Below are 25,526 nucleotides of genomic sequence, written 5' to 3'. Positions count from 1 at the left end.
TGCCGGGGCGCGACCCACCCCCGGAAACGTGTCGTACCCGGCTCGTAGACTTGACTGCGTGACCGAGACCCTCCCAGCGCGCACCACCTCCCTCCCGCCGAAGTGGAACCCGGCGGAGGTAGAGGGCGTCCTGTACCGGCGCTGGGTCGACCGCGGCTACTTCGAGGCGGACCCGGCGTCGGGCGAGCCGCCGTACTGCATCGTCATCCCGCCGCCGAACGTCACGGGGAGCCTGCACCTCGGGCACGCCATGGACCACACCCTGATCGACGTCCTCACCCGGCGACGCCGCATGCAGGGGTACGACGCGCTGTGGCTGCCGGGCATGGACCACGCGGGCATCGCCACCCAGAGCGTCGTCGAGCGCCGGCTGGCCGAGGCCGGCGAGCCGGGGCGCCGCGAGCTGGGGCGCGAGGAGTTCGTCCGGCGCGTCTGGGAGTGGAAGGCCGAGTCGGGCGGCTCGATCCTGGGTCAGATGAAGCGCCTCGGGGACGGGGTGGACTGGACGCGCGAGCGGTTCACGCTCGACGAGGGCCTGTCCCGCGCCGTCCAGACCGTCTTCAAGAAGATGTTCGACGAGGGGCTGATCTACCGGGCCGAGCGCCTGGTCAACTGGTCGCCCGCGCTGCAGAGCGCCATCTCGGACATCGAGGTCGACCACAAGGAGGTCGAGGGCGAGCTCGTCTCGATGCGCTACGGGGACGGCGAGGACTCGATCGTCGTCGCCACCACCCGCGTCGAGACGATGCTGGGCGACACGGCCGTCGCGGTCCACCCGGACGACGAGCGGTACACCCACCTCGTCGGCCGGACCGTCCGCATGCCCGTCACCGGGCGGGACATCCCGGTCATCGCCGACCCGTACGTCGACCCGGAGTTCGGCTCCGGCGCCGTCAAGATCACCCCGGCGCACGACCCGAACGACTTCGAGATGGGCCGCCGGCACGACCTGCCGATGCCGACGATCATGGACGAGTCCGGGGTCATCGCGAACTCGGGCACCCCGTACGACGGCATGGACCGGTTCGCGGCGCGCGAGGCCATCCGCGAGCAGCTGCGGGCCGAGGGCCGGATCGTCGCGGAGAAGCGGCCGTACGTCCACAGCGTCGGGCACGACTCGCGCACCGGCGTCCCGATCGAGCCGCGGCTGTCGCTGCAGTGGTTCGTCCGGGTCGAGTCCCTGGCCAAGGCGTCGGGCGACGCCGTCCGCTCGGGCGAGACGAAGATCCACCCGCCGGAGATGTCGTCGCGGTTCTTCGACTGGGTCGACAACATGCACGACTGGTGCATCTCCCGGCAGCTGTGGTGGGGCCACCGCATCCCGGTCTGGTACGGGCCCGGCGGCGAGACGGTCTGTGTCGGGCCGGACGACGAGGTCCCGACCGGCGAGGGCTGGCGCCAGGACGAGGACGTCCTCGACACCTGGTTCTCCTCGGGCCTGTGGCCGTTCTCCACGCTGGGCTGGCCGGACGAGACCCCGGACCTGGAGCGGTACTACCCGAACTCCGTCCTGGTCACCGGCTACGACATCCTGTTCTTCTGGGTCGTCCGGATGATGATGTTCGGCACCTACGCGATGGGCCGCTCGCCGTTCGAGCACGTCTACCTGCACGGGCTCATCCGCGACGAGCACGGCAAGAAGATGTCGAAGTCCAAGGGCAACGTCATCGACCCGCTCGAGCTGATCGACGCCTACGGGGCCGACGCGCTGCGGTTCACCATCGCCCGCGGGTCGAACCCGGGCACGGACATGTCGCTGTCCACGGAGTGGGTCGCGGGCTCCCGCAACTTCACCACCAAGCTGTGGAACGCCGTCCGGTTCGCGGAGGCCAACGGCGCCGACCCGGCCCTGCCGCTGCCCACCGAGCCGACCGACGCGGACCGCTGGATCCTCGGGCGGCTGCGCGAGGTCCGGGAGCAGACGGACGCGCTGCTCGAGGACTTCCAGTTCGCCAAGGCCACCGAGGGCCTCTACCACTTCACGTGGGACGAGCTGTGCGACTGGTACCTCGAGCTGGCCAAGCCCCAGCTCGACGACCCGGGCACGGCCGAGGGCACCCGCGCCGTCCTGGGGCACGTGTTCGACGCGCTGCTGAGGATCCTGCACCCGATCGTCCCGTTCGTCACCGAGGCGCTGTGGACGTCGCTGACCGGCGGCGAGACGGTCGTGACCGCGACCTGGCCCGGCGAGGACACCGGGCTGCCGGTCGACGCCGCCGCGGTCGCACGCGTCGAGGCGCTGCAGAAGCTGATCACCGAGGTCCGCCGCTTCCGCACCGAGCAGGGCCTGCCGGACCGCAAGTCGGTCGCCGCGCTGCTGGTCGGGCTGGAGACCGCGGGCCTGGCCCGGCACGAGAGGGCCGTCCGGTTCCTCACCCGCCTCGACCCGGCGGGCGCGGACTTCGCGCCGACCGCCACGGTCGAGGTCGCGCTCAACGGCGACACCGTCCACGTCGAGCTGGACACGTCCGGGGCGATCGACGTCGCCGCCGAGCGGGCCCGGCTGGGGCGCGACCTGGCGGCCGCGCAGAAGGAGCTGGAGCAGGCCGAGAAGAAGCTCGGGAACCCCAAGTTCACCGAGAAGGCCCCGGCGCAGGTCGTCGACGGGATCCGGGCGCGGCGGGAGGCCGCCGTCGCCGAGATCGAGCGGGTCACGGCGCGGCTCGAGGGGCTGCCGGCCTCATGAGCCTCGTGCGCACGGTCCGCCCGGCCGGCGTGGAGGTGCCGCGGTGACGGATCCGGAACCCCCCGAGGGCGAGGGCGAGGTCCGCGCTCCGGAGGAGCAGGCCCAGGACGCGGTGATCTCCCACGTCCTGGACCAGATCCGCGGCTCGGACACCCCGGACGTCGTGCCCGCGCAGTCCACGGTGGCGGAGTACGCCGAGTTCCTCGCGGTCGAGGCCGAGCTGGACCGGCGCTGGCCGGAGACGGTCATGGAGCCGTCGCTGGACCGGATCCGGGCGCTCGTCGAGGTCCTCGGCGACCCGCAGACCGGCTACCCAGTCGTGCACCTCACCGGCACGAACGGCAAGACCTCCACGGCCCGCATGGTCGACGCGATCCTCAGCGAGATCGGGCTGCGCACGGGCCGGTACACCAGCCCGCACCTGCAGCGGGCCACCGAGCGGATCAACCTCGACAACCGGCCCGTCTCGCCCGCGCAGTACGTGCAGGCCTACCGGGACGTCGAGCCCTTCGTCGAGCTGCTCGACGCGAAGAACGAGATCAGGCTCAGCAAGTTCGAGGTGCTCACGGCCATGGCGTACTCGGCGTTCGCCGACGCGCCGGTCGAGGCCGGGATCGTCGAGGTCGGGCTGGGCGGCCGGTGGGACGCGACCAACGTCGTCGACGCCCGGGTCTCGGTGATCACCCCGGTCGGCCTCGACCACGCCGAGTACCTGGGCACGGACCTCCTGGGAATCGCGCGGGAGAAGGCCGGGATCATCAAGCCCGGCTCCGTCGCGGTGCTCGCCGCGCAGGACAAGGCCGTGGCGGAGGTGCTCCTCGAGCGCTGCGCCGAGGTCGACGCCCAGGTGGCCCGCGAGGGCGCCGAGTTCGGGGTGCGCGAGCGCGAGCTGGCCGTGGGCGGGCAGCGGCTGGAGCTGCAGGGCCTGTCCGGCCGGTACGACGAGATCTTCCTGCCGCTGCACGGCGAGCACCAGGCGTCCAACGCGGCGATCGCGCTGGCCGCCGCGGAGGCGCTGGTCGGGGCGGGCCCGCAGCAGCCGCTGGATCCCGACGCGGTCCGCGCGGCGTTCGCGTCGATCACCTCGCCGGGGCGGCTGGAGCCAATGCAGGGCGGGCCGGGCCGGCCGACGGTGCTGATCGACGCCGCGCACAACCCGCACGGCGCCCGCGCGCTGGCCGCCGCGCTGATGTCGGAGTTCCGGTTCACGCGGCTGGTCGCGGTGATCGGCGTGATGCGGGACAAGGACGCGAAGGGCCTGCTGGAGTCGCTCGAGCCCGCGGTGCACGAGGTCGTGGTGACCATGAACTCGTCGCCGCGCGCCATGGACCCGGACGAGCTGGCGGCGCTGGCCGTCGAGGTGTTCGGGCGGGACCGGGTGAGCGTGGAGCCGCAGCTGGCGGCGGCGATCGACCAGGGCGTCGAGCTGGCCGAGGAGGCCGGGGACTCGGGCGTCGGCGTGATCGTCACCGGCTCCGTGGTGACCGCGGGCGAGGCCCGGTCGATCTTCGGGAAGGAGCCCGCGTGAGCACGGCGACCAGCGGCGTGACCGGCGGCGGGACCGCCGGGGTGCCGGCGTGAGCACCGAACCGGTACGCCCGCCCGCCACGGACCCGATGAAGGGCTTCCGCGGCGTGTGCGCGGGGCTGCTGGTGCTCGAGGCGATCGTCGTGCTGCTCGGGGTGCTCGTCGTCGCGAGGTTCACCGAGGGCGCGCTGAACCCGGTCGCGATCACCGTGGTGCTGGTGCTCGGGCTGCTGATGATCGTGGCCTCGGGCCTGCAGCGGCGGCCGTGGGGGCTGGGCTTCGCGCTGGTCCTGCAGGTGGGGCTGGTGGCCACGGGCCTCTTCCACGTGTCCCTGCTGGCCATGGGCCTGATCTTCGTCCTGGTGTGGGGCATGGTGCTGTGGATGCGCCGGGACGTCGCCCGCCGGATGGCCCGCGGGCAGCTGCCGTCCCAGCAGCAGTAGCGGCTGCCCTCCGGCCCTGGTCACGGGCCCGCCGGACCGGCATCCTGCGCGGGTGTCCGGTCGCCCCGGGACCCGCCGCCGATGGCGGCGCCGGTCCGTCCTCCTGCCCGCCGCCGTCGTCCTCGCGCTGGTCGTCGCGGCCGGGCTGGTGTGGTTCGAGCCGTGGAAGCTCGTCGTCGACGAGTCGGTGGCGGAGCCCGCTCCGGTGGCCGCGGCCCCGGCCGGGGTCCCCGAGGCCGAGCCCGTCGTGCTCGCATCCGGTCGGCTCGTCGCGCACGAGCACGCGACCACGGGCGAGGCGCTGCTCCTCGGCCTGCCGGACGGTTCCCGGGTGCTGCGGCTGCAGGACCTGGTCACGAGCAACGGACCGCGGCTACGGGTCTGGTTGACCGACGCGCCCGTGCTGCCCGGGCGGGACGGCTGGCACGTGTTCGACGACGGCCGGTACCTCGACCTCGGCCCGCTGAAGGGCAACGTCGGCAGCGCCAACTACCCCGTGCCGGCCGGCGCGGACCTCGCCGGGTTGAGCAGCGTCAGCATCTGGTGCGAACGGTTCTCGGTCTCGTTCGGCGCGGCCACGCTGGCCCCGTGACGACCCGTCCGGCGGCGTCGCTACGCTCCGTCGCGTGACTGAACGCACCCTGGTCCTCGTGAAGCCCGACGGCGTCGCCCGGAACCTGATCGGCGAGTGCCTGGCGCGCATCGAGCGCAAGGGCCTCACGCTGGTGGCGCTCGAGCTGCGCACCGTCGACCGCGAGCTGGCGAGCCAGCACTACGCCGAGCACGACGGCAAGCCCTTCTTCGAGTCGCTGCTCGAGTTCATCACCTCCGGCCCGCTGGTGGCGGCGGTCGCCGAGGGCCCGCGCGCGATCGCGGCGTGGCGGCAGGTCGCCGGCGGCACCGACCCGGTGGAGAAGGCGACCCCGGGCAGCATCCGCGGCGACTTCGCCCTGGAGACCCAGTCGAACCTGGTGCACGGCTCGGACTCGCCCGAGTCTGCCGAGCGCGAGATCAAGCTCTGGTTCCCGAACCTCTGAGCGTGCCGGCGACCCCGGCCGGGCTCTCCGGACCCCGGCCGGAGACCGAGCCCGACGCGACGGCGCTCGGCACGCTCTGGACGGCGGTGACCCGCGCGGGCGGGGCGGTCGGCTTCCCGCCCGACGCCCCCGAGACGGACGTCCGGGCCCTCGCCGAGGCGACCGTGGCCGAGGTCCGGGCCGGCACGCTGCACCTGCTCGCCCTGCACGGGCCCGGGGACGAGCTCGTCGGCACGGTGTTCCTGCAGCCCGGGCGCGGGCCCGTGGTGGCACACCGGGCCACCGTGATCCGGCTGATGGTGCGGCCGGACCTGCAGGGCCGCGGCCTCGGCGGACGGCTGCTCGACGCGGCCCTCGACCGCGCCGCGGGGCTGGGTCTCGCCCAGCTGATCCTCTCGGCCCGGGGCGGCACCGGGCTCCCGGAGTGGTACGCGGCTCGCGGCTGGACCGAGGTCGGCCGTTTCCCCGCGGCGCTGCGCCTCGGGCCGGGCGACGTCCGGGACGAGCACTGGTTCCAGCGCGAGATCACCGACGACGAGGCCGTCCGGGACCGGACCCGGAATCGACAGGAAAGTGTCGGTCCCTCCCGTTAGCGTTCCGGTCGTGGGGGACGGACTGGTCCAGGCGCGGGACCTGCGCAAGCGCTTCGGGGGGTTCGAGGCCGTCCGCGGGATCGACGTGGACGTGGCGCAGGGCGAGGTCTTCGGCTTCCTGGGGCCCAACGGGGCGGGCAAGTCGTCGACCATGCGGATGATCGCGTGCGTCTCGCCGCGCACGTCGGGATCGCTGCAGGTCCTGGGGATGGACCCGGACCGGGAGGGGCCACGGATCCGGGCCCGGCTCGGCGTCGTCCCGCAGCTGGACAACCTCGACACCGAGCTGTCGGTGCGGGAGAACCTGGAGATCTACGGCCGGTACTTCGGGCTGCCCCGCCGGCACGTGCGGGCCAAGGCGGCGGAGCTGCTGGAGTTCGCGCGGCTCACCGAGCGCGCCGAGGACCGGGTGGAGCCGCTGTCCGGCGGGATGAAGCGCCGGCTCACCATCGCCCGCTCGCTGGTCAACGACCCCGAGCTGCTCCTGCTCGACGAGCCGACCACGGGGCTGGACCCGCAGGCCCGGCACCTGCTGTGGGAGCGGCTGTACCAGCTCAAGCGCGAGGGCGTCACCCAGATCATCACCACCCACTACATGGACGAGGCCGAGCAGCTGTGCGACCGGCTCGTCGTCATGGACGGCGGGGTGATCGTGGCCGAGGGTTCTCCTGCGGAGCTCATCGAGCGGTGGTCCACGCGGGAGGTGCTGGAGCTGCGGTTCCTCCCGGAGGAACGGCCCGCGGCCGGCGACCTCGAGCGGTACGCCGAGCGCGTCGAGCTGCTCCCGGACCGGGCGCTGCTCTACACCGCGGACGGGGAGCGCTCCCAGGTCGCGCTGCACGCCGCCGGGTTGCGGCCGCTGTCGGCGTTGGTGCGGCGGTCCACGCTGGAGGACGTGTTCCTCCGGCTCACGGGCCGGACGCTGGTGGACTGATGGCGATCGAGGAACGCGTACCCGCGACCCGGCTCGCACCGGCGACGGCGCCCGGGTGGGTGCACGGGGTGCTGCTGGTCGTCGAGTCGTTCTGGCGGTGGTACCGGCGCAACTGGCGGGCGACGGCGGTGTCGTCGGTGCTCCAGCCGCTCCTGTTCCTGCTCGCGTTCGGGCTCGGCTTCGGCAGCCTGATCGCGTCGCGGCCCGGGGCGGAGGCGGCCACGGGCGGCGTGCCGTACCTGGTCTGGCTGGCCCCGGCGCTGCTGGCGATGTCCACGGTGCAGAGCGCGGCGTTCGAGATGACCTACCCGGTGCTGTCCGGGTTCAAGTGGCAGCGCGTCTACCTCGGTATGGCGGCCACGCCGCTCACCGGGGCCCAGATCGCCGTCGGCCACCTCGTGTGGGTCGCGGCCAAGATGACGCTCACGGGCGCGGTCTACCTGGTGCTGATCGCCGTGTTCGGCGGCGCCGCGTCGATCGGGGTCCTGGGCTCGCTCGCCGCCGCGGTGCTGACCGGGGCCGCCGTGGCCGCGCCGGTCATGGCGTTCTCGGCGAGCCGGGAGGACGAGGGCGCGGCGTTCAACGCGCTGTTCCGGTTCGTCGTGCTGCCCATGACCCTGTTCTCCGGCACGTTCTTCCCGGTCGCCGCGCTGCCCGCCTGGGTGCAGCCGCTGGCGTGGGTGTCGCCGCTGTGGCACGGCACGGAGCTGGCCCGCGCCGCGGCGCTGGGCACCGGTACGGCCGGGGCGGTGCTGGGGCACCTCGCCTACCTGGCGGCGCTCCTCGCCGTCGGCACCGGGCTGTCGGTCCGGGCGTTCACCCGGAGGCTCGCGCCGTGACCACGATCGACGCCACGGCGCGCCCCGCCCCGGGGTGGACCCGGGTGCTGCCCGGCGGCAGCTACGCCGGTCGCTCGCGGATGCTGCTGCTGCGCTCCGCCACGGCCGCGCGCCGCACCTGGCCGGCGATCGTGTCCGGGTTCGCCGAGCCGGTGTTCTACCTGCTGGCGATGGGGTCGGGCCTCGGCTCGCTGGTCGGCGAGCTGCCCGGGCCGGACGGGCGGCCGATCTCCTACGCCGCGTTCATCGCGCCGGGCCTGCTTGCCGCGTCCGCCATGAACGGCGCGGTGTTCGACGCGACCTTCAACGTGTTCTTCAAGCTCAAGTACAACCGGCTGTACGACGCGATGCTGGCCACCCCGCTCGGCCCGGTCGACATCGCGCTCGGCGAGATCGGCTGGGCGTTGCTGCGCGGCGGGCTCTACGCCACCGGCTTCCTGTCGGTCATGGCGGTCGCCGGCCTGATCACCTCGCCCTGGGCGCTGCTGGCGTTGCCGGCAGCGCTGCTGGTCGCGTTCGCGTTCGCCGCGATCGGGATGGCGGCGACCTCGTTCATGCGCTCCTGGCAGGACTTCGACCTGGTCACGCTGGCCGTGCTGCCGATGTTCCTGTTCGCCACGACCTTCTACCCGCTCGGCGTCTACCCCCGCCCGCTGCAGATCCTCGTCGAGTGCCTACCGCTGTTCCATGCGGTCGAGCTCATGCGCGGGCTCACCACGGGTGCGGTCCACCTCGGCATGCTCGGCCACCTCGCCTACTTCGTGGTCATGGCCGCGGTCGGCGTCGTCGTCGCCGCCCGCCGGCTGGAGGCGCTGCTGCTGCGGTAGGTCCGGTCGGCGCTCCGAGCGCGCCGTCGATCCGGCCAGCGCCACCAGGCCCAGCAGCCCGGTGAGCCAGGCGCCGAGGGCGAGGGGGCAGCGGGTCAGCGTCTGCACCGCCGCCAGCACGGAAGTGGCGCCGGCCGCCGCCAGTGCCAGGTGGTGCGGCCAGCAGCGCAGTCGGCCCGAGCGCGCGAGCCCGCCCGTGACCAGCGCGAGGACCGCCAGGCCGAGCAGCAGCAGGACCGGCACCCGGCCCGCCCGCCCGAGGCCCAGCAGCGTGCGTATGTGCCACTCGGCCACGTGCGTCACGGGCACCTCGTGCCACGGCGACCCCCACCATCGCAGCCCGAGCGCGGCCACCGCGAGCAGGGCCGCGGCGGTGCCGGCCTCGCGCAGCCGCGGCAGCTCGCGGGGCGACGGCCGCCGGCCGAGCGGCGCGACCGGGGAGGACACCGGACTCATCGCAGCTCCTTCGTCGGACCCGGAACGCTGCCCGGAACGCTAGGGAGCACCGGGCCGCCCGTCGCCGGTGCGAGCCCCCGGATCCGGGCGCGCCGACCCCCGACACGGGGTGGGGCCAGCACCACCCCGCCGTTGTCCGGACCGGGTCCGGGGGCCCGGTCGCACGGGCCGGATCGCCCTGGGCCCCCGCCGCCCGCGCTTGCTACCGTCGCCGTCGCGTTCGCGTCACGAAGGGCATGATCATGATCACCGGAAGTCTCGTCGCGCTGGTCACTCCCATGCGGGAGGACGGCTCGATCGACCACGAGGCGCTCGACCGGCTCGTCGAGCGGCAGGTGCTGGCCGGGACCGCGGCGATCGTGTCCGTCGGCACGACCGGCGAGTCCTCCACGCTGTCGGTCGAGGAGCACACGGACGTCATCCGCCGCACGATCGACGTCGTCGCCGGGCGGGTCCCGGTCATCGCGGGCACCGGCGCGAACAACACCGACGAGGCCATCCACCTGACCGAGTCCGCCGCGGCGGCGGGCGCCGACGGGGCGCTGCTCGTCACGCCGTACTACAACAAGCCCCCGCAGGAGGGCCTGTACCGGCACTTCAAGAAGGTCGCCGAGGCCGTCGACATCCCGCAGTACCTGTACAACGTCCCCGGCCGCACGGCATGCGACATGCTGCCCTCGACCGTCGAGCGGCTCGCCGAGGTGCCGAACATCGTCGGGCTCAAGGAGGCCAAGGGCGACCTGGACCGGGTTCGCGACCTGGTCGCGCTCGGGCTCACCGACTTCGCGCTCTACTCCGGCGACGACGCCACCGCCCGCGCCAGCATGCTCGCCGGCTTCCACGGCGACATCTCGGTCACCGCGAACGTCGCGCCCGAGCAGATGGCGCGGATGTGCAAGGCCGCCATCGCCGGCGACGACGAGGAGGCCGCCACCATCGACGCGGACCTCGCCGGCCTGCACCGCGCCCTCTTCGCCGAGCCCAACCCGATCCCGGTGAAGTGGGCGCTGGCGGAGATGGGGCTGATGCCCGGCGGCATTCGGCTGCCGCTGGTCCCGCTCGACGAGTGGCACCACGAGGACGTCCGCGCCGCCCTCCGCGCCGCCGGCCTCCTCGACTGACTCGCCCCCCACACCCTGAGGGGCACCGCGCACCCGCCCGGACCCGGTGCCGCACCCGGGAGGAGCGCTTCACACCCCGTCGACCGGGTGGGGCGCTCGGGTGGGTGTGGGACGCCGTGAGGGTCGAGGATCAGTGGTGCCACCTGGCGAGCCGACGAAACCCCTCCAGCAGCGCCCTCCTGTGAGCGAGTTGGCGCGCTCGTGCGGACCTCTTGCACGAGAGTGCCGCTCGTGCGGTCAGCGGAGGAGGGCGGGATTGTCGTGGGGGAGGGCGCGGGCCCGCGCGTCGGCGGCGGCGTCGGGGTCGCCGAGGCGGGCGCGGTGGCGGGCGGCGCGCACCGCGTACTCCGCGAGCCCGGTGTGTTCGGCGCGCCGGGCGAGCAGGGCGGCCTCGCGGAGCGCGGTGTCCCGGTCGAGGTCGGCGGTGATCGCGCAGAGCGTGTCCCGCAGGTGCAGCTCGATCCAGCAGCAGACGTCGGCGTCGGCGACGAGGGTGGCGCAGGCGCCGTCGAGGGCCGTCGCGGCGGCGGCCGGGTTCCCGAGCCGTGCCCGGGCGACGGCGAGGCCGCGGCTGGTCAGCGCGATCCAGCAGGCGTCGTCGAGGACCTCGGCGAGGGTGTGGGCGTCGGCCAGCACGGCCTCGGCCTCGGCCACCCGGCCCTCCCGGAGCAGGACCTCGCCGTGCAGCACGTCGATCCACGGCCGCATCGACGTCCACCCCAGTTCCGAGGCCATCCGGCGGGCCTCGGCCACGTCGGAGGCGGCCGCCTCGTCCTCGCCGCGCTGCAGCCGGGCGCGGGCCCGCATGGCGACCGCGGCGGTGAAGGCGCGCGGCCGGTCGGCGGTCTCGGCGAGGGCCACGGCGGCGTCGAGCTCGCGCACCGCCCACTCGGAGAGCCCGGTGTCGATGAGCGCGAACCCCCGCACGTGCGCCACCCCGGCCCGCTGCTCGGGCCGCTCCCCGGCGGCGACGCCGGCACTGTCGAGCCACCGCAGCGCGGCGGTGGGGTCGCCGGTGGCCGTGGCGACGAAGCCGAGCTCGCGGCGGGCGAGGGAGGCGATGTCGGCCAGGCCCTCGCGCGTCGCGAGCCGGTCGGCCTCGCGCAGCGCGGCGGCCGCGCCGGGGTCGGTGCTGGCGACGGCGTGGACGTACCCGCGCCCGTAGTGCGCCAGCGTCTCGGCGAGCACGACGTCGTCGCCCAGCTCCCGGGCCCGCCGGACCGCGCCGGCGAGAATCGCGGTGCCGTCGCGCGCCGCCCCCGAATCCATCACCTGTTCGCCGACGCGGACGAGCTCCCGCACCGCCGAACGGCTGGCGGGGGAGCTGCCGCGGGGCCGGTGCCGCCGCTGCAGCCGAGCACCCGCGCGGGCGAGGCCGTGCCGGCGGCCGTGCAGCCACGCGGCGAACTCCGGCACGTCCGGCTCGGCGCATTCCAGCAGCGGGAGCGTGGCCTCGGCGAGGGGCCAGCCGGCCGGGGCCCGCCCGGCCAGGACGTCGACGACGTCGACCCGGACGCCCTCGGCGATCTCGCAGGTCAGCGGGTCGCCCTCGAGGCGCACCGCGTCCCCCACGGCGCGGCGCACCTGGCTGAGCGTCCAGCGCAGCGCGGCCTGCGGGTCCTCCGCATCGGGGAACAGCAGCTCCTGGACGCGTCCGCGGGGCACCGGGCCGGTCGTGGTCAGCAGCAGCGCGAGCAGCGCCCACGGCTTGCGGCCCCGAGGGACGGGAGGGCGGGGACCCCGGGTCTCGACGCGCGGCGGCCCGAGGAGCCGGACGACGACGGCGGGCCCCTCCCCGCCGTCGTCCCCCCGTCCTGTGTCGTCCGGCTCCATCCCGCTCTCCCGTCCGCTGGGAAGGAGGTCAGGATGGCACCGCCCGATACGTCCGGCGTCGCCCGTTCGGCCGGTTCCGCCGTCTGCGGTAGCCCCGTTCGGCCGTGACGGGGCCGGTTCCCGCCCGCCTGCTAGGCCCGTTCGGCCGTCACGAGCAGGTACTCCGACTCCCAGACCCCGCCCTGCTGCGTGCGGGTGAGGAAGTCGAGGAAGGCGGCGTCGAGCTCGGCGGTGCGCGCCGGGTCGTCGGCGACGCATCCGTAGACGGCGATCGTCGGGCCGTAGTTGCGCTTCCACCACTCGCGGAAGTCCTGCGGGGAGTCGGTGACGTCGAGGGTGTAGGTGCGCTTCGCGGCGCGGAGCGTGCGGACGCCGTCGCCGAACAGCTCGCGGACGTGCTCCTCGCTGCCCCACAGCGGCGCGGGGCGGGCGCCCGGCGGGGGCGGCGGCGCGAAGGGCTTCATGGTGGCGAAGAGCTGCCCGACGAAGCCCTCGGGCGTCCAGTTGATCATTCCGACGGTGCCGCCGGACCGGCAGACGCGCAGCGTCTCGGCTGCCGTGCGCTCGTGGAACGGTGCGAACATCGAGCCCACACAGGAGATCACGGCGTCGAACTCGCCGGTCTCGAAGGGCAGCGACTGGGCGTCGGCCTCGACCCACTCCAGGTCCAGGCCGCGGGAGCGGGCGATGCGCCGGCCCCGGTCGAGCAGCTCGGGCGTCAGGTCGGAGGCGACGACCTCGGCGCCGGCCGCCGCGGCCGGGATGGAGGCGTTGCCGGTGCCGGCGCCGACGTCGAGCACGCGCTGCCCGGGGCCGATGCCGGCGGCCTCGACGAGGATCGCGCCCAGGCCGGGGATGAGGTCGGAGGCGACGGTGCCGTAGTCGCCGGAGGCCCACAGCGCGCGGTGCTTGGGGCCGATGGTGTGGATCGGGTCGGTGGTCGGGGTGCTCATGGTGGCTCCTCGTGTCGGTGGTGCCGGTCACGGGGAGCGTGGCGGGGGAGCGTGTGCGGAACCGTGTGCGGAGGAGGAATCGGCGCAGGGCTACCCTGGGTTCGCGTGAGCGCCGTGCTGTCAGGGTCCGTCTTCCCTGCCCTCGAACCGTTGCTGCCGCGGGTGTCCAAGCCCGTGCAGTACGTCGGCGGCGAGCTGAACGCGCAGACCAGGCCGTGGGAGTCCGCCGAGGTCCGGTGGGCGCTGCTGTACCCGGACGCGTACGAGGTCGGCCTGCCCAACCAGGGCGTCATGATCCTCTACGAGGTCCTCAACGAGCGCGCCGACGCCCTCGCCGAACGCTGCTACGCCGTCTGGCCGGACCTCGAGAAGCTCATGCGCGAGCACGAGGTCCCCGCCTTCACCGTCGACACCCACCGTCCGATCGCCGCGTTCGACCTCCTCGGCGTGAGCTTCTCCACCGAGCTGGGCTACACGAACCTGCTGACCACGCTCGACCTCGCCGGCATCCCGCTGCACGCGGTGGACCGGGACGAGAGCCACCCGGTCGTCGTCGCCGGCGGGCACGCCGCCTTCAACCCGGAGCCGATCGCCGACTTCGTCGACGTCGCGGCGCTGGGGGACGGCGAGGAGGTCGTCGGCGACATCACGGACGTCGTCAAGGCGTGGAAGGCCGAGGGGCGGCCGGGGGGCCGCCGCGAGCTGCTGCGCCGGCTGGCGAACACCGACGGCTGCTACGTCCCCTCGTTCTACGAGGTGGAGTACGACACCGCGATCACCGCCGTCACCCCGGCGGAGGGTGCCCCGGCCACGGTCCAGAAGCGCACGACGTCGGACCTCGACGAGTGGCCCTACCCCAAGGCGCCGCTGGTCCCGCTGGCCGAGACCGTGCACGAGCGGGCGAGCGTGGAGATCTTCCGCGGCTGCACCCGCGGCTGCCGCTTCTGCCAGGCGGGCATGATCACCCGCCCGGTGCGCGAGCGGTCGCTGCAGGGGATCGGCGAGATGGTCGACGCCGCGGTGCGGGCCTCCGGGTTCGACGAGGTCGGCCTGCTGTCCCTGAGCAGCGCCGACCACTCCGAGATCGCCGACATCACCAAGGGCCTGGCGGACCGCTACGAGGGCACCAACACGTCGCTCTCGCTGCCGTCGACCCGCGTCGACGCCTTCAACATCGACCTCGCCAACGAGATCAGCCGCAACGGCCGCCGCTCCGGCCTCACCTTCGCGCCCGAGGGCGGGTCCGAGCGGATCCGCCGGGTGATCAACAAGATGGTGTCGGAGGAGGACCTCATCCGCACCGTCTCCGAGGCGTTCGCGCAGGGCTGGCGGCAGGTCAAGCTCTACTTCATGTGCGGGCTGCCCACCGAGGAGGACGAGGACGTCCTGGAGATCGCGGGCATGGCGCACCGGGTCATCCAGGCCGGCCGCGCCGCCTCCGGCCGCAACGACGTCCGCTGCACGATCTCCATCGGCGGCTTCGTCCCCAAGCCGCACACGCCGTTCCAGTGGGCGGCGCAGGCGCACCCGGAGGTCGTCGACGCCCGGCTGCGGAAGCTCCGCGAGGCCGTGAACAGCAACAAGAAGCTCGGGCGCAACATCGGCATGCGCTACCACGACGGGCAGCCCTCGCTGATCGAGGGCCTGCTCGCCCGCGGCGACCGCCGGGTCGGTGCCGTGATCGAGCGGGTGTGGCGCGAGGGCGGCCGGTTCGACGGCTGGTCCGAGCACTTCTCCTACGAGCGCTGGATCACCGCCGCCAAGGCCGAGCTGGAGCCGCTCGGCGTCTCGCTGGAGTGGTTCACCACCCGGGAGCGCGAGGAGGGCGAGATCCTGCCCTGGGACCACCTCGACTCCGGGCTGGAGCGGGACTGGCTCTGGGCGGACTGGCAGGACGCCCTGTCCGGGCGGGAGCAGGACGACTGCCGCTGGACCCCGTGCTTCGACTGCGGGGTGTGCCCCTCGACGGGCACCGACATCGAGGTCGGGCCGAGCGGCACGACGCTGCTCCCGCTGACGGTGGTGAACCCCGTCGGACGGGAGCTGGGTGGCTGAGGACCTCTCCGGGCAGCCGGCCGGGTCGCAGTCGGCGGGCACCCGGCAGATCACCGTCCGTGTCGCGGACGAGCGCGACGTCGAGGCCCTGGCGAGGCTGCGCCGTGCCTGGACCGAGGAACGGGCCGGCCGGCCGGTGTCCGACGCGGGCTTCGAGGCGGCGTTCGCGCAGTGGGCGCGCGTCGAGCAGCCCCGGCGGACCTTCTGGCTGGCCGAGATCGGCAGCGACCGGGCCGGCTGGACGCCGATCGGCTCGATCAACGTCGTGGAGATCGTCCCGATGCCCCGGCCCGGGACGCGCGCGGGCAAGGTCGGGCAGGTCGGCAACGCCTTCGTGCTCGAGGCCTTCGCCGATCGCGGCGTCCCGCGCGCCCTGCTGCAGGCCGTCGTCGACCACGCCCGGGACCGCCGCTACCGGCGGCTGATCCTCGCCCCGACCGCCCGCAGCACGACCTTCTACCGGCGCGCGGGCTTCCGGCCGGCGGGGGAGACCCTGCTGGTCCTCGAGCCCGGGCCGGAGTAGCCGGTCAGACCACACCCCGGTGCTGCAGGTAGCGGAACATCCCGATGCCGGGCAGCACCGGCAGCCAGTAGGTCAGCAGCCGCGAGGTGAGGGTCGCGGCGACCGCGGGCGCGGGGGCCACGCCGACGGCGACGAGCCCGGCGACGAGCAGCGCCTCCACCGCGCCGAGACCGCCCGGTGTCGGCGCGATGTGCCCGAGCGTCTGCCCGACGACGAACACCACGAGCACCTCCAGCCACGGGAAGTGCGGGTCGAACGCGGCCAGGCAGGTGGCCAGGCCCAACGCGGACATCAGGTGGTACGCGGCGGCGCCGCCGAACAGCTGCGCGGCCCGCAGCGGGCGGCGGATCGCGCCCCACAGCTCGCGGACGACCTGCAGGCCGGGCCGGACGATCCGGCGCCGGCCCAGCGGCGACCCGAGCACGAGCCCGGCGAGGACGAGGATCCCGGCGATGGCGCCCAGCAGCGGCCAGCCGGTGGGGATGCGGACGAACCGCAGGGTTCCCGTGATGCCCACCGCGAAGATCCCCACCACGCAGATGACGGCCGACACCGCGCCGGTCGCCGCGAGGTTCAGCATCGTCACGCCCACGGCGAGCGAACGGCGCATCCCCAGCTTCTCCATGAACGCGATGTTGATCCCGAAGAAGCCGACGCCGCCCGGGGTGGTGCGGCCGGTGAAGGCGGCCGCGACCTGCACCTCCACGGTGCGGCGGAAGGGCAGGTGGGTGTCGCAGGAGCCCAGCAGGGACACCGCGGACAGCACGATCGCCAGCATCCCGGTGAACACGGCCAGGGCGAGCCACCACCAGTTGGCGTCACGGAGCAGGCCCACCGTCTCCGGCAGGTCGGCGAGCTGCGGCAGCAGGAGGTAGATCGCGCCGCCGAGGAACAGCATCGTGACCAGCGCGCGCGGCCGGACGGGGGACGGGTAGCTCGGCAGCGGCCGCCCGATCCGGTCCGCCAGGGCCTCCCGCAGCTCGCTGAACAGGTAGTGGCCCTCGGCGATCTGCTCCCGGACCCCGCGGTGCAGCGCGAGGGGCTGCAGGTAGGCCAGCGCCGCCTCCAGCCGGTCCGCGGACAGGGTCCGGTCGGCCGCCGCGACGGTCCGGTCCACGCCCACGATGGAGACCAGCGTGATCAGTACGTCGGCGAGGTCCTGGGCCAGCAGCGCGGGGCTCGCCCCGACCTGGCCGAAGGTGAAGTTGAGCAGCCAGGGGTTCCCGTCCGCGTCGACCAGGATGTTGTCGGCCTGCAGGTCGTGGTGGGCGATGTGGGCCCGGCCCAGGACCGCGACCTGGGTGCACACCGCGTCCAGGAGCCGGTCGTCGATCTCCCGGACCGGCAGCTCCGAGAGCGGCCGCCCCTCGACCACGCCGTGCACCAGCACCGGCGAGCCGTGCTCGATCACGCACGCCAGCTCGACGTGCGGGGTCCGCACCCCGGCCGCCTCGGCCAGCCGCGACACGTACGCCTCGTGCTCCACCTCGTGGTGGGTGCTCGAGAGCCGGGGCACGTCCTGGACGTCGATCGTGGCGAGGAGTCGCCGGAGGCGGTACCAGGGGCCGGCCCGCCGGTGCAGCCGCGCCACCGCGCGGGCCCGGAGCACCCGGCCGTCCCGGGTGGTGATGGTGAAGCGGCGGGGGCCCACCAGGTGGGCGCGCTCCGCGTGGATGTCGTCCGGGCGGAGCCCGGCCTCCTCGAGGGTGCGGCGCACCGCCTCGACCGAGGTCCGGCGGCCCGGGGCCCCGCCCACGAGGTGCGACGCCGACCCGGCGCCCCAGCCGACGACCGCGCCGGCGAACACCGCGAGCGGCAGGGCGCCCTGGTACACCTCCGCGAGCGCGACCGCGACCGCCACTATCCAGCCCGCGGAGGCCGCCTTGCGTGGCAGGTACGGGGCCGCGGCGGTGACGAGCGCCGCCGCGACGGCCGTGTGGGTGGCGGCGAAGGCGAACCCCTCGGGGCCCGGGAGCCGCAGGCCGGTCTCGCCCGCGAGCTCGGGCGGGACGGGCCGGTCGGGGAGGAGATGGCCGAGCGCCGTCGTCACCAGCCAGGCGACCGTGCCGGCGGCGACGAGCTGCGCCGCCGCGCGGACGTGCTTGAGGTACAGCGCGACGGCCGCCGCCCCGGCGATCCCGGCCCACGTGCCGACCCAGAGCAGTCCGGCGGCCACCGGGGCCCAGCCGGCGGGGAGGGCCCCGATCTCCTCGAAGATCGCCGCCTCGACCGGGTTGACCGCGCCGTCGGCCGCGAGCGCGCAGAGCGTGACGACCGCGGCCGCCACCACGACCCGCACGACGTCGCGGGGCCGGCGGCCGACGGAGAACCGCCGCAGGGAGCGCGGACCGGTGGGGGGAACCGTCACGACGGGGTCCTCCGGCTGTGGTGCGGGCCCGTGCGGGACCCGCTCCCGGGGCCCCTCGTCGGCCCGTTCCCCGACCTGCGCCCCGACCTGCGCGTCGACCCGCTCGTCGGTCCTGTCGTCCAGCCTGTCGTCCACGTTCCCGACCCCGCCCTCGACCCCGCTCCCGGTCCGCCGCGGCCGGCGCCCGTGCCGACCGCGACGAGTGTGTCCCCGGAAGACGCGCGCCCCAACCGCCGGATCGGGCCTCCTGGCGAGTCGGTCCGCCGGGACCGGGGTGAGGCCGGGCGCCGGGTCGGCGGCGGGCGGGGCCTACCCTGCTCCCATGGCTCGAGTGCGACCCGGGGAGGCCGCGAACCCCGCCCCGCCGACGGTGCAGCGCATCCGCGTGCGCTTCGCCAAGCGCGGGCGGCTGCGGTTCCTGTCGCACCGCGACGTGGCCCGCAGCGTCGAACGCGCGGTGCGCCGCGCCGGCATCCCCGTCTCGCACTCGCACGGCTTCAGCCCGCACCCGCGGATCTCGTGGATCGGCGCGGCCCCGACCGGCACGGCCAGCGAGGCCGAGTACCTCGAGATCGGCCTGACCCGCGAGGTCGAGCCCGAGGTCGTCCGCACCGCGCTCGACGCGGCGCTGCCCGCGGGGCTGGACATCCTCGACGCCGTGGTCGCCGAGCCGCCGGCGCTCGCCGACCGGATCGACGCGAGCCTGTGGCGGATCGTCCTCCCCGGCGTCCCCGAGGCGGCGCTGCGGGCGGCCGTCGAGGCGCTCCTGGCGCGCGACGCGCTCGTGGTCGAGCGGGTCATGCCGGCCGGGCGACGGGAGATCGACGTCCGGGCCGCGGTCGTGTCGGCGGCCGTCACGACCTGCGACGATGCACCCGCGGGGGGACCGCCGGTGGGTGACGCACCGGGCGGAGTCACACCGGAACCGGACGCCGCGGGGTCGGACTGTGCGATACTGACGGCGGTCGTACGGCAGACGACACCCGCTGTTCGACCCGACGACGTGTTGGGCGCACTCGACGTTGTCGCAGGTCTGAAACCGCCGGTGCCCGCGAAGGCGACCCGGATGGCGCAGGGCCTGCTCGACGACCGGGGCCGCCTCGCCGATCCGCTCGGAGCGGGCCGGGTCACCGCCCGGGCCTGACCGCCGCGGAGCGGTGCCGCCGCCGGCCCGGGGTGGGCCGGCCGGACGCGGCGTCGAGCACCGCCGAGCGACCAGGATTGCCCGGCCCGCACCGCGGGACGGGAGAACGCGTGAGGCCCCTGTGCGGCCGCCCTCGAGGGGCGCCCGGGGGCGAAGGAGTTGAATGTCGATCAACGATGCGCCCGCCGGGGGTACCGGCGGGCAGTTCTCCGTGTCGGAACTGCCGGAGAAGCTGCGTGTGCACGCCCTCGCCCGGCTGATCGGGCGGACCAGCAAGGAGGTCCTCGCGGCGCTCGCCGAGCTCGGCAGTGCCGCGCGGAGCGCGCAGGCCGGCGTCGACCGGAAGACGGCCGAGCAGGTCGTCACCGCCCTGCTGGGCGAGCAGGCCACCGGGGCCGCCCCCGAGGCCCCGGCGACCGCCCCGGAGTCGGACACGACCGAGGAGACCGCGGCGCCGGAGACGGTCCCGGCCGCCGAGGCCGCCGCCGGGCAGGACACCGAACCGGCCGCCGGCGGACGCCCCGCCGCCGAGCAGCCCGCCGCGGACACCTCCGCCGCGCAGACCGAGGGCCCCCTCTCGCCGGTCTTCGCGCCGCCCGCCCCGCTCTTCCAGGCCCCCCAGCCCGACGCCGCGCCCACCCGCGGTCGCCGCCGCAGGGCCGCCGCGGCGGAGCCCGCCGAGGCCGCGACCGAGGCGCCCGCCGAGGCCGCCGCTCCCGACGAGGACGAGGGCCCCGCGAAGCCCCGCCGCACCCGCCGCCGCTCGGGCAGGCCCGAGCCGGAGGCCGCCGAGGGGACCCCCGAGACGCCCGCGGACGAGACCGGGGACGAGACCGGGGACGCCGAGACCGTCGACGAGACCGACGCCTCCGACGAGGGCGACGACGACGGCGCGGGCCGCCGCCGTCGGCGCCGGGGCCGGCGTGGCCGGGGCCGCGGCCGCGGGGACAACGGCGAGGACGGCGAGGGCGCCGAGGACGCGTCGGACGCCGCGGACACCGCCGAGGGCGAGGCCGCCGACGCCGAGTCCGACGACTCGGCCGAGGAATCCGACGCGGACGACGAGGACACCGACGAGGGCGAGGCCGGTGGCTCGCGGCGCCGCCGTCGCCGCCGCCGTCGCCGCGGCGCGGGCGACACGGCGGACGAGCGCGGCGACGACGACCCGCCGAACACCGTCACCAAGGTGCGCCAGGGCCGGGACAAGGACGCCCGGGACAAGGACGCCCGGGACGCCCGGGACACCCGCGACTCCGGGGACGACGGGGTGCAGTCCGTCCGCGGCTCCACCCGGCTCGAGGCCAAGCGCCAGCGCCGCCGGGACGGCCGCGACGCCGGCCGTCGGCGCCCGCCGATCCTGTCCGAGGCCGAGTTCCTGGCCCGCCGCGAGTCCGTCGAGCGGTCGATGGTGGTCCGGCAGAGCGGGCCGCGCACCGAGATCGGCGTGCTCGAGGACGGCGTGCTCGTGGAGCACTTCGTCGCCGGTGGCGGCAACGGGTCCGCGGACCGGTCCGCACCCGCCTCGATGGTCGGCAACATCTACCTCGGCCGCGTGCAGAACGTGCTGCCCAGCATGGAGGCCGCGTTCGTCGACATCGGCCGCGGCCGCAACGCCGTGCTCTACGCCGGCGAGGTCGACTGGGACGCCGCCGGGCTCAACGGCAAGGCCCGCCGCATCGAGCAGGCCCTGAGCAGCGGCGACAGCGTCCTCGTCCAGGTCACGAAGGACCCGGTCGGGCACAAGGGCGCCCGGCTCACCACCCAGATCAGCCTGGCCGGCCGGTTCCTGGTCTACGTGCCGAGCGGCGGGGCGGCGGGCATCTCCCGCAAGCTGCCGGACGTCGAGCGCAAGCGCCTCAAGGACATGCTCAAGGAGATCGTCCCGGCCGACGCCGGCGTGATCATCCGGACGGCGTCCGAGGGCGTCAGCCACGAGGCCCTGGAGCGGGACGTCCGCCGGCTGCAGGCGCAGTGGGAGGTCGTCAAGGAGAAGTCCGAGAAGACCGGCCCCAAGGCGCCCAAGGCCCCCGCGCTGCTCTACGAGGAGCCGGACCTGCTGGTCAAGGTCGTGCGGGACCAGTTCAACGAGGACTTCTCCTCGCTGATCGTGTCCGGCGACGACGCGTGGGAGACCGTCTCGGACTACGTGGCGCACGTCGCACCCGAGCTGGCCGACCGGCTGCACCGGCACGTCGGGCCGAAGGACGTCTTCGCCGAGTACCGGATCGACGAGCAGCTGCTCAAGGCGCTGGACCGCAAGGTCTGGCTGCCCTCCGGCGGCACGCTGGTGATCGACCGGACCGAGGCCATGACGGTCATCGACGTCAACACCGGCAAGTTCACCGGCTCCGGGGGCAACCTCGAGGAGACAGTCACGCGGAACAACCTGGAGGCGGCGGAGGAGATCGTCCGCCAGCTCCGGCTCCGCGACATCGGCGGCATCATCGTGGTCGACTTCATCGACATGGTGCTCGAGGCCAACCGGGACCTGGTGCTGCGGAGGCTGACCGAGTGCCTGGCCCGGGACCGCACCCGGCACCAGGTCGCCGAGGTGACCTCGCTGGGCCTGGTCCAGATGACCCGCAAGCGGGTCGGCGGCGGGCTGCTGGAGCACTTCTCCACGCCGTGCGAGCACTGCCGCGGCCGGGGCGTGATCGTCTCCACCGACGGCGACCACGTGCACCCCGTGAACGGCAGCGCGGGCGGTGGCGGCGGTGAGAGCGGCGGCCGCAAGCGCGGCCGGCGCCGCGGCGAGGAACGCCACGCCGAGCACGCCGAGCAGCAGGGGCCGAACCTCCGCAGCGCCGCGGCGGCGGTCGCCGAGATCGTGGCGGCGGCGCGGCACACGACGGGCGAGGCGGCCCCGGCCGACGTCGCCGATGCCGTCGACGTGGAGGACACGGACACCCCGGCGGGTGTCGCCAGTGCCGCCGCGGTCACCGAGGTGGTCGAGACCACCCCGGCCCCGGTCGCCGACGCCCCCGAGGCGCCGACGGGCATGGACGAGCCGGACTCCGGGCGCCCCGCCCGGCGGCGCGGGCGGCGCCGGGCCGAGCGCCCGGCGGGCAGCTCCGGCACCGCCGAGGCCGTCGTCGTCACGGCCGAGGTGCCCGAGGAGACCGCGGCAGCGGCCCCGGAGGCGCAGGCCCCGGAGGCGCAGGCTTCGGAGGCGTCGGCTTCGGAGGCGTCGGCTTCGGAGGCACCGGCCGAGGACGCGTCGGCTCCGGCCGCCGCGGCCGGGGACGCTGCTCCGGTCGCCACGTCGAACGGGCACGCCCCGGCGGTCCCGGCGACCGCGGACACCCCCGAGGTGACCGGGCCCACCGGGACCGGGCCGACCGACTCCGCCGGGCAGGCCGAGCCGGCGGAGCCCGCCGGGGCGGCCGACGCCCCGGCCAAGCCGGAGAAGCGCCGCCGGGTCACGCGCTCGGCCGGCGCGCCGAGCACGGCGGCCGAGCCGGTCGTCGTCACGGCACCGCTGCCGGAGACCGGGTCCGCCCCCGCGGCCCCGGACCGGCCGGAGCCCGCGAACGACACGGCCGTCACCTCCCGTCCGCGCAGGTCGCGGCGGGCGGCCTCGCGCCCGGCGGGCCCGCCGAGCGAGGGCGACGCCGCTGGTACGGTCACCGTCCCGGTGACCTCGTCCGTGGGGGCCGGCACGCAGGACGGCCCCGCCGGATCGGCCGGGGGGGACCCGGTTTGACCCTGCGATTTCCCCTTCCGTACCCTGGGAGTCAAGGAGCCGCGCCCTCGGCCTGTGCTGAGGGAGCCGGCGTGCGCGCCGTGCCCCGTTCGCCGGGGCTGGGCGCCCATGAGTCCCCCCGAGAGTTTCAGGAGTCGTGCGTCAACGATGTACGCGATCGTCAAGACCGGCGGTAAGCAGTACAAGGTGGCCGTCGACGACGTGCTGACCGTCGAGAAGATCGACGGTGAGCCCGGCGCCGAGATCAGCCTGCCCGCCGTGCTGCTCGTGGACGGCGACAAGCTGACCACGGATGTGGATGCGCTGGCCAAGGCCTCGGTGACCGCCACGGTCGTCGAGCACACCAAGGGCCCGAAGATCCGGATCCACAAGTTCAAGAACAAGACCGGGTACCACAAGCGTCAGGGCCACCGTCAGCCGCTGACCAAGGTCCAGGTCACCGGCATCAGCGCGTAAGGAGACCTGCGCCATGGCTCACAAGAAGGGTGCGTCCAGCTCCCGCAACGGGCGCGACTCGAACGCTCAGCGGCTGGGCGTCAAGCGGTTCGGCGGTCAGACCGTCAACGCCGGCGAGATCCTGATCCGCCAGCGCGGCACCAAGTTCCACCCGGGCGACGGTGTCGGCCGCGGTGGCGACGACACGCTGTTCGCGCTCGTCGAGGGTGCCGTCCAGTTCGGCCACAAGCGCGGCCGCAAGGTCGTCAACGTGGTGCCGGTCGAGGCCTGAGGCCCGACCACCACAGGCAGTTCGCGAGCGGCGGGCCCCGGGCTGGGGTCCGCCGCTCGTTTCGTCTGGGCGGCTCCGCCGCCGGGGCGCGTGTAGAGGAGTAGTCAGACATGTCGCGGTTCGTCGACCGGGTCGTCGTGCACGCCACCGCGGGGGCGGGCGGCAACGGCTGCGCGTCGATCCATCGCGAGAAGTTCAAGCCGCTCGGCGGCCCCGACGGGGGCAACGGCGGCCGCGGCGGCTCGGTGGTGCTCGTCGTCGACCCGGGAGTGCACACCCTGCTCGACTTCCACCACCGCCCGCACGCCGTCGCGAAGAACGGCAAGCAGGGCCAGGGCGGGTTCCGGGCCGGCGCCAACGCCGAGGACCTGGAGCTGCGGGTCCCGGACGGCACCGTGGTGTTCGACCGGCGCGGCGAGATCGTCGCCGACCTGGTCGGGCCGGGCACCCGGTTCGTCGCCGCCGAGGGCGGCCGCGGCGGGCTCGGCAACGCGGCGCTCGCGTCGTCGGCGCGCAAGGCGCCCGGCTTCGCCCTGCTCGGCGAGCCGGGGGAGTCCCGCGACCTCACCCTCGAGCTCCGGTCGATGGCCGACGTCGGGCTGGTCGGGTTCCCCTCGGCCGGCAAGTCGTCACTGGTCGCGGCCCTGTCCGCGGCGCGGCCGAAGATCGCGGACTACCCGTTCACCACGCTGGTCCCGCAGCTCGGCGTGGTCACCGCGGGGGACGAGGTGTTCACCGTCGCGGACGTCCCCGGCCTCATCCCCGGCGCCTCCGAGGGCCGCGGGCTGGGCCTCGACTTCCTGCGGCACATCGAGCGCTGCTCGGTGCTGGTGCACGTCGTCGACTGCGCCACCTTCGAGCCCGGCCGCGACCCCGTGGCCGACGTCCAGGCCCTCGAGGACGAGCTCGCCCGCTACACCCCGGCGCTCGGCGGCGACCTCGCCGACCGGCCCCGGCTGATCGCGCTGAACAAGATCGACGTCCCGGACGCCGCGGACATGGTCGAGATCGTGACCGCGGACCTGCAGGAACGCTTCGGCTGGCCGATCTTCCCGATCTCCACCGCCAGCCGGAAGGGGCTGCGCGAGCTGTCGTTCGCGATGGGCGAGCAGGTCGCGGCCTACCGCGCCGCCCAGCCCGTCGTCGAGCCCACCCGGATCGTGCTGCGCCCGCAGGCGGTCGACGACGCCGGCTTCACCGTCGAGCCCGACCCGCAGCTCGAGGACGGCTTCCTGGTGCGCGGCGCGCGGCCCGAGCGCTGGATCCGGCAGACGAACTTCGACAACGACGAGGCCGTCGGCTACCTCGGGGACCGGCTCGCCCGGCTCGGCGTGGAGGACGCGCTGGCCGAGGCCGGGGCCGTCCCGGGCTGCCCGGTCACGATCGGCGACGTCACCTTCGACTGGCAGCCCAGCACCCCGGCCGGGATCGCCCGGGTCATGTCCGGCCGCGGTACGGACGCCCGCATCGAGGGCGGCTCCGCCCGCGTCTCGGCCGCGGAGCGCAAGCTCGCGAGGCTCGCGCGCCGGCGGCACCTCACCGACGCCGAGCTGGCCGCCGGGGCGAGCTACGCGAACGAGGCCCGCTGGACCAACGACGCGGCCGACGAGGACGACCTCGACGACGGCGGCGAGCTCTTCGAACTCGGGGACGACGAGCTCGAGGTCTGGTCGGACGAGGACGGCCCCCGATGACCGGGGGCGTGCGTCCCGGTCCTCGGGCCTCGGGCGCCGACGGGGATGTGCAACTCGGTCGCC

At 74.9% G+C, this 25,526-nt stretch carries 20 protein-coding genes; 17 read left to right on the top strand and 3 right to left on the bottom strand.

Annotated elements, in window-relative coordinates; translation table 11 throughout:
• The first annotated feature begins 58 nt into the window (after nt 1–58).
• The 10 genes from PKE99_RS05975 to dapA all read left to right on the top strand — a co-directional run bounded on the left by PKE99_RS05975 (nt 59) and on the right by dapA (nt 10,463).
• Nucleotides 59–2,686, top strand: a complete 2,628-nt coding sequence (locus PKE99_RS05975) for a valine--tRNA ligase (protein WP_037043324.1) — start codon at nt 59–61, stop codon at nt 2,684–2,686.
• A 43-nt stretch (nt 2,687–2,729) separates the two neighbouring features.
• Entirely contained in the window at nt 2,730–4,214 is a 1,485-nt protein-coding gene (folC, locus tag PKE99_RS05970) for a bifunctional tetrahydrofolate synthase/dihydrofolate synthase (RefSeq protein ID WP_081923959.1), read from the top strand.
• 49 nt (nt 4,215–4,263) lie between these two features.
• Nucleotides 4,264–4,656 (top strand): DUF4233 domain-containing protein, encoded by a 393-nt coding sequence (locus tag PKE99_RS05965; RefSeq protein ID WP_037043326.1) that lies wholly within the window; start codon nt 4,264–4,266, stop codon nt 4,654–4,656.
• Nucleotides 4,657–4,708: 52 nt separating this feature from the next.
• Nucleotides 4,709–5,248 carry a DM13 domain-containing protein gene (locus tag PKE99_RS05960; protein WP_081923960.1) on the top strand — a complete coding sequence of 180 codons (540 nt, stop codon included), beginning with the start codon at nt 4,709–4,711 and terminating at the stop codon, nt 5,246–5,248.
• A gap of 34 nt (nt 5,249–5,282) precedes the next feature.
• Complete coding sequence (gene ndk, locus PKE99_RS05955) at nt 5,283–5,693, top strand: nucleoside-diphosphate kinase (RefSeq protein WP_037043328.1); 411 nt, start codon at nt 5,283–5,285, stop codon at nt 5,691–5,693.
• 2 nt (nt 5,694–5,695) lie between these two features.
• The gene (locus PKE99_RS05950; protein WP_051737130.1) at nt 5,696–6,286 is read left to right on the top strand and encodes a GNAT family N-acetyltransferase; all 591 of its coding nucleotides are present in this window, start codon (nt 5,696–5,698) and stop codon (nt 6,284–6,286) included.
• A 10-nt stretch (nt 6,287–6,296) separates the two neighbouring features.
• The gene (locus tag PKE99_RS05945) at nt 6,297–7,220 is read left to right on the top strand and encodes an ABC transporter ATP-binding protein (RefSeq protein WP_037043330.1); all 924 of its coding nucleotides are present in this window, start codon (nt 6,297–6,299) and stop codon (nt 7,218–7,220) included.
• Nucleotides 7,220–8,059: an ABC transporter permease gene (locus PKE99_RS05940; protein ID WP_037043332.1), complete on the top strand. Its 840-nt coding sequence runs from the start codon at nt 7,220–7,222 to the stop codon at nt 8,057–8,059. Before PKE99_RS05945 ends, PKE99_RS05940 begins: the two co-directional genes overlap by 1 nt.
• A complete protein-coding gene (locus tag PKE99_RS05935; protein ID WP_037043334.1) occupies nt 8,056–8,886 on the top strand; it encodes an ABC transporter permease in 831 nt (276 codons plus the stop codon). Before PKE99_RS05940 ends, PKE99_RS05935 begins: the two co-directional genes overlap by 4 nt.
• Before the next feature lie 698 nt (nt 8,887–9,584).
• Nucleotides 9,585–10,463, top strand: a complete 879-nt coding sequence (gene dapA, locus PKE99_RS05930; RefSeq protein WP_037043873.1) for a 4-hydroxy-tetrahydrodipicolinate synthase — start codon at nt 9,585–9,587, stop codon at nt 10,461–10,463.
• A 237-nt stretch (nt 10,464–10,700) separates the two neighbouring features.
• Here the strand turns inward: dapA and PKE99_RS05925 are convergent, their stop codons facing one another.
• Together PKE99_RS05925 and PKE99_RS05920 are read right to left on the bottom strand one after the other, a co-directional pair.
• Nucleotides 10,701–12,296 carry an AfsR/SARP family transcriptional regulator gene (locus tag PKE99_RS05925; RefSeq protein ID WP_037043336.1) on the bottom strand — a complete coding sequence of 532 codons (1,596 nt, stop codon included), beginning with the start codon at nt 12,294–12,296 and terminating at the stop codon, nt 10,701–10,703.
• Nucleotides 12,297–12,427: 131 nt separating this feature from the next.
• A complete protein-coding gene (locus tag PKE99_RS05920; RefSeq protein WP_037043338.1) occupies nt 12,428–13,249 on the bottom strand; it encodes a class I SAM-dependent methyltransferase in 822 nt (273 codons plus the stop codon).
• Between the two features lie 114 nt (nt 13,250–13,363).
• Here PKE99_RS05920 and PKE99_RS05915 point away from each other — a divergent pair, with 114 nt between their 5' ends.
• Nucleotides 13,364–15,304 carry a TIGR03960 family B12-binding radical SAM protein gene (locus PKE99_RS05915; protein ID WP_037043875.1) on the top strand — a complete coding sequence of 647 codons (1,941 nt, stop codon included), beginning with the start codon at nt 13,364–13,366 and terminating at the stop codon, nt 15,302–15,304.
• A complete protein-coding gene (locus PKE99_RS05910; RefSeq protein ID WP_037043340.1) occupies nt 15,297–15,827 on the top strand; it encodes a GNAT family N-acetyltransferase in 531 nt (176 codons plus the stop codon). The genes PKE99_RS05915 and PKE99_RS05910 overlap by 8 nt, the downstream gene beginning before the upstream one ends.
• 4 nt (nt 15,828–15,831) lie before the next feature.
• On the opposite strand, the gene PKE99_RS05905 is transcribed toward PKE99_RS05910, so the two are convergent.
• A complete protein-coding gene (locus tag PKE99_RS05905; protein WP_037043342.1) occupies nt 15,832–18,330 on the bottom strand; it encodes a lysylphosphatidylglycerol synthase domain-containing protein in 2,499 nt (832 codons plus the stop codon).
• A 187-nt stretch (nt 18,331–18,517) separates the two neighbouring features.
• Between PKE99_RS05905 and PKE99_RS05900 the strand changes: the two genes are divergently transcribed.
• From PKE99_RS05900 to obgE, 5 genes are all read left to right on the top strand, one after another.
• Nucleotides 18,518–19,339: a TIGR03936 family radical SAM-associated protein gene (locus PKE99_RS05900; protein ID WP_197040547.1), complete on the top strand. Its 822-nt coding sequence runs from the start codon at nt 18,518–18,520 to the stop codon at nt 19,337–19,339.
• A 163-nt stretch (nt 19,340–19,502) separates the two neighbouring features.
• Nucleotides 19,503–23,042 carry a translation initiation factor IF-2 N-terminal domain-containing protein gene (locus PKE99_RS05895; protein ID WP_271214845.1) on the top strand — a complete coding sequence of 1,180 codons (3,540 nt, stop codon included), beginning with the start codon at nt 19,503–19,505 and terminating at the stop codon, nt 23,040–23,042.
• 147 nt (nt 23,043–23,189) lie between these two features.
• Entirely contained in the window at nt 23,190–23,498 is a 309-nt protein-coding gene (gene rplU, locus PKE99_RS05890; protein ID WP_037043344.1) for a 50S ribosomal protein L21, read from the top strand.
• Between the two features lie 13 nt (nt 23,499–23,511).
• A complete protein-coding gene (gene rpmA, locus PKE99_RS05885; protein ID WP_037043345.1) occupies nt 23,512–23,769 on the top strand; it encodes a 50S ribosomal protein L27 in 258 nt (85 codons plus the stop codon).
• A gap of 110 nt (nt 23,770–23,879) precedes the next feature.
• A complete protein-coding gene (gene obgE, locus PKE99_RS05880) occupies nt 23,880–25,463 on the top strand; it encodes a GTPase ObgE (protein ID WP_081923964.1) in 1,584 nt (527 codons plus the stop codon).
• The last annotated feature ends 63 nt before the right edge of the window (nt 25,464–25,526 follow it).

Origin of the sequence: Pseudonocardia halophobica, from assembly GCF_027922425.1 — a bacterium.
Classification (GTDB): Bacteria; Actinomycetota; Actinomycetes; order Mycobacteriales; family Pseudonocardiaceae; genus Pseudonocardia; species Pseudonocardia halophobica.
This window is presented reverse-complemented; position numbering and strand designations above follow the sequence as displayed.

Bases quoted from the DNA above. Each gene is read 5' to 3' on its own strand.
- obgE (WP_081923964.1), top strand. From the start codon at position 23,880: ATGTCGCGGTTCGTCGACCGGGTCGTCGTGCACGCCACCGCGGGGGCG.
- PKE99_RS05895 (WP_271214845.1), top strand. From the start codon at position 19,503: ATGTCGATCAACGATGCGCCCGCCGGGGGTACCGGCGGGCAGTTCTCC.
- PKE99_RS05925 (WP_037043336.1), bottom strand. From the start codon at position 12,296: ATGGAGCCGGACGACACAGGACGGGGGGACGACGGCGGGGAGGGGCCC.
- PKE99_RS05920 (WP_037043338.1), bottom strand. From the start codon at position 13,249: ATGAGCACCCCGACCACCGACCCGATCCACACCATCGGCCCCAAGCAC.
- rpmA (WP_037043345.1), top strand. From the start codon at position 23,512: ATGGCTCACAAGAAGGGTGCGTCCAGCTCCCGCAACGGGCGCGACTCG.
- dapA (WP_037043873.1), top strand. From the start codon at position 9,585: ATGATCACCGGAAGTCTCGTCGCGCTGGTCACTCCCATGCGGGAGGAC.
- PKE99_RS05900 (WP_197040547.1), top strand. From the start codon at position 18,518: ATGGCTCGAGTGCGACCCGGGGAGGCCGCGAACCCCGCCCCGCCGACG.
- rplU (WP_037043344.1), top strand. From the start codon at position 23,190: ATGTACGCGATCGTCAAGACCGGCGGTAAGCAGTACAAGGTGGCCGTC.
- PKE99_RS05940 (WP_037043332.1), top strand. From the start codon at position 7,220: ATGGCGATCGAGGAACGCGTACCCGCGACCCGGCTCGCACCGGCGACG.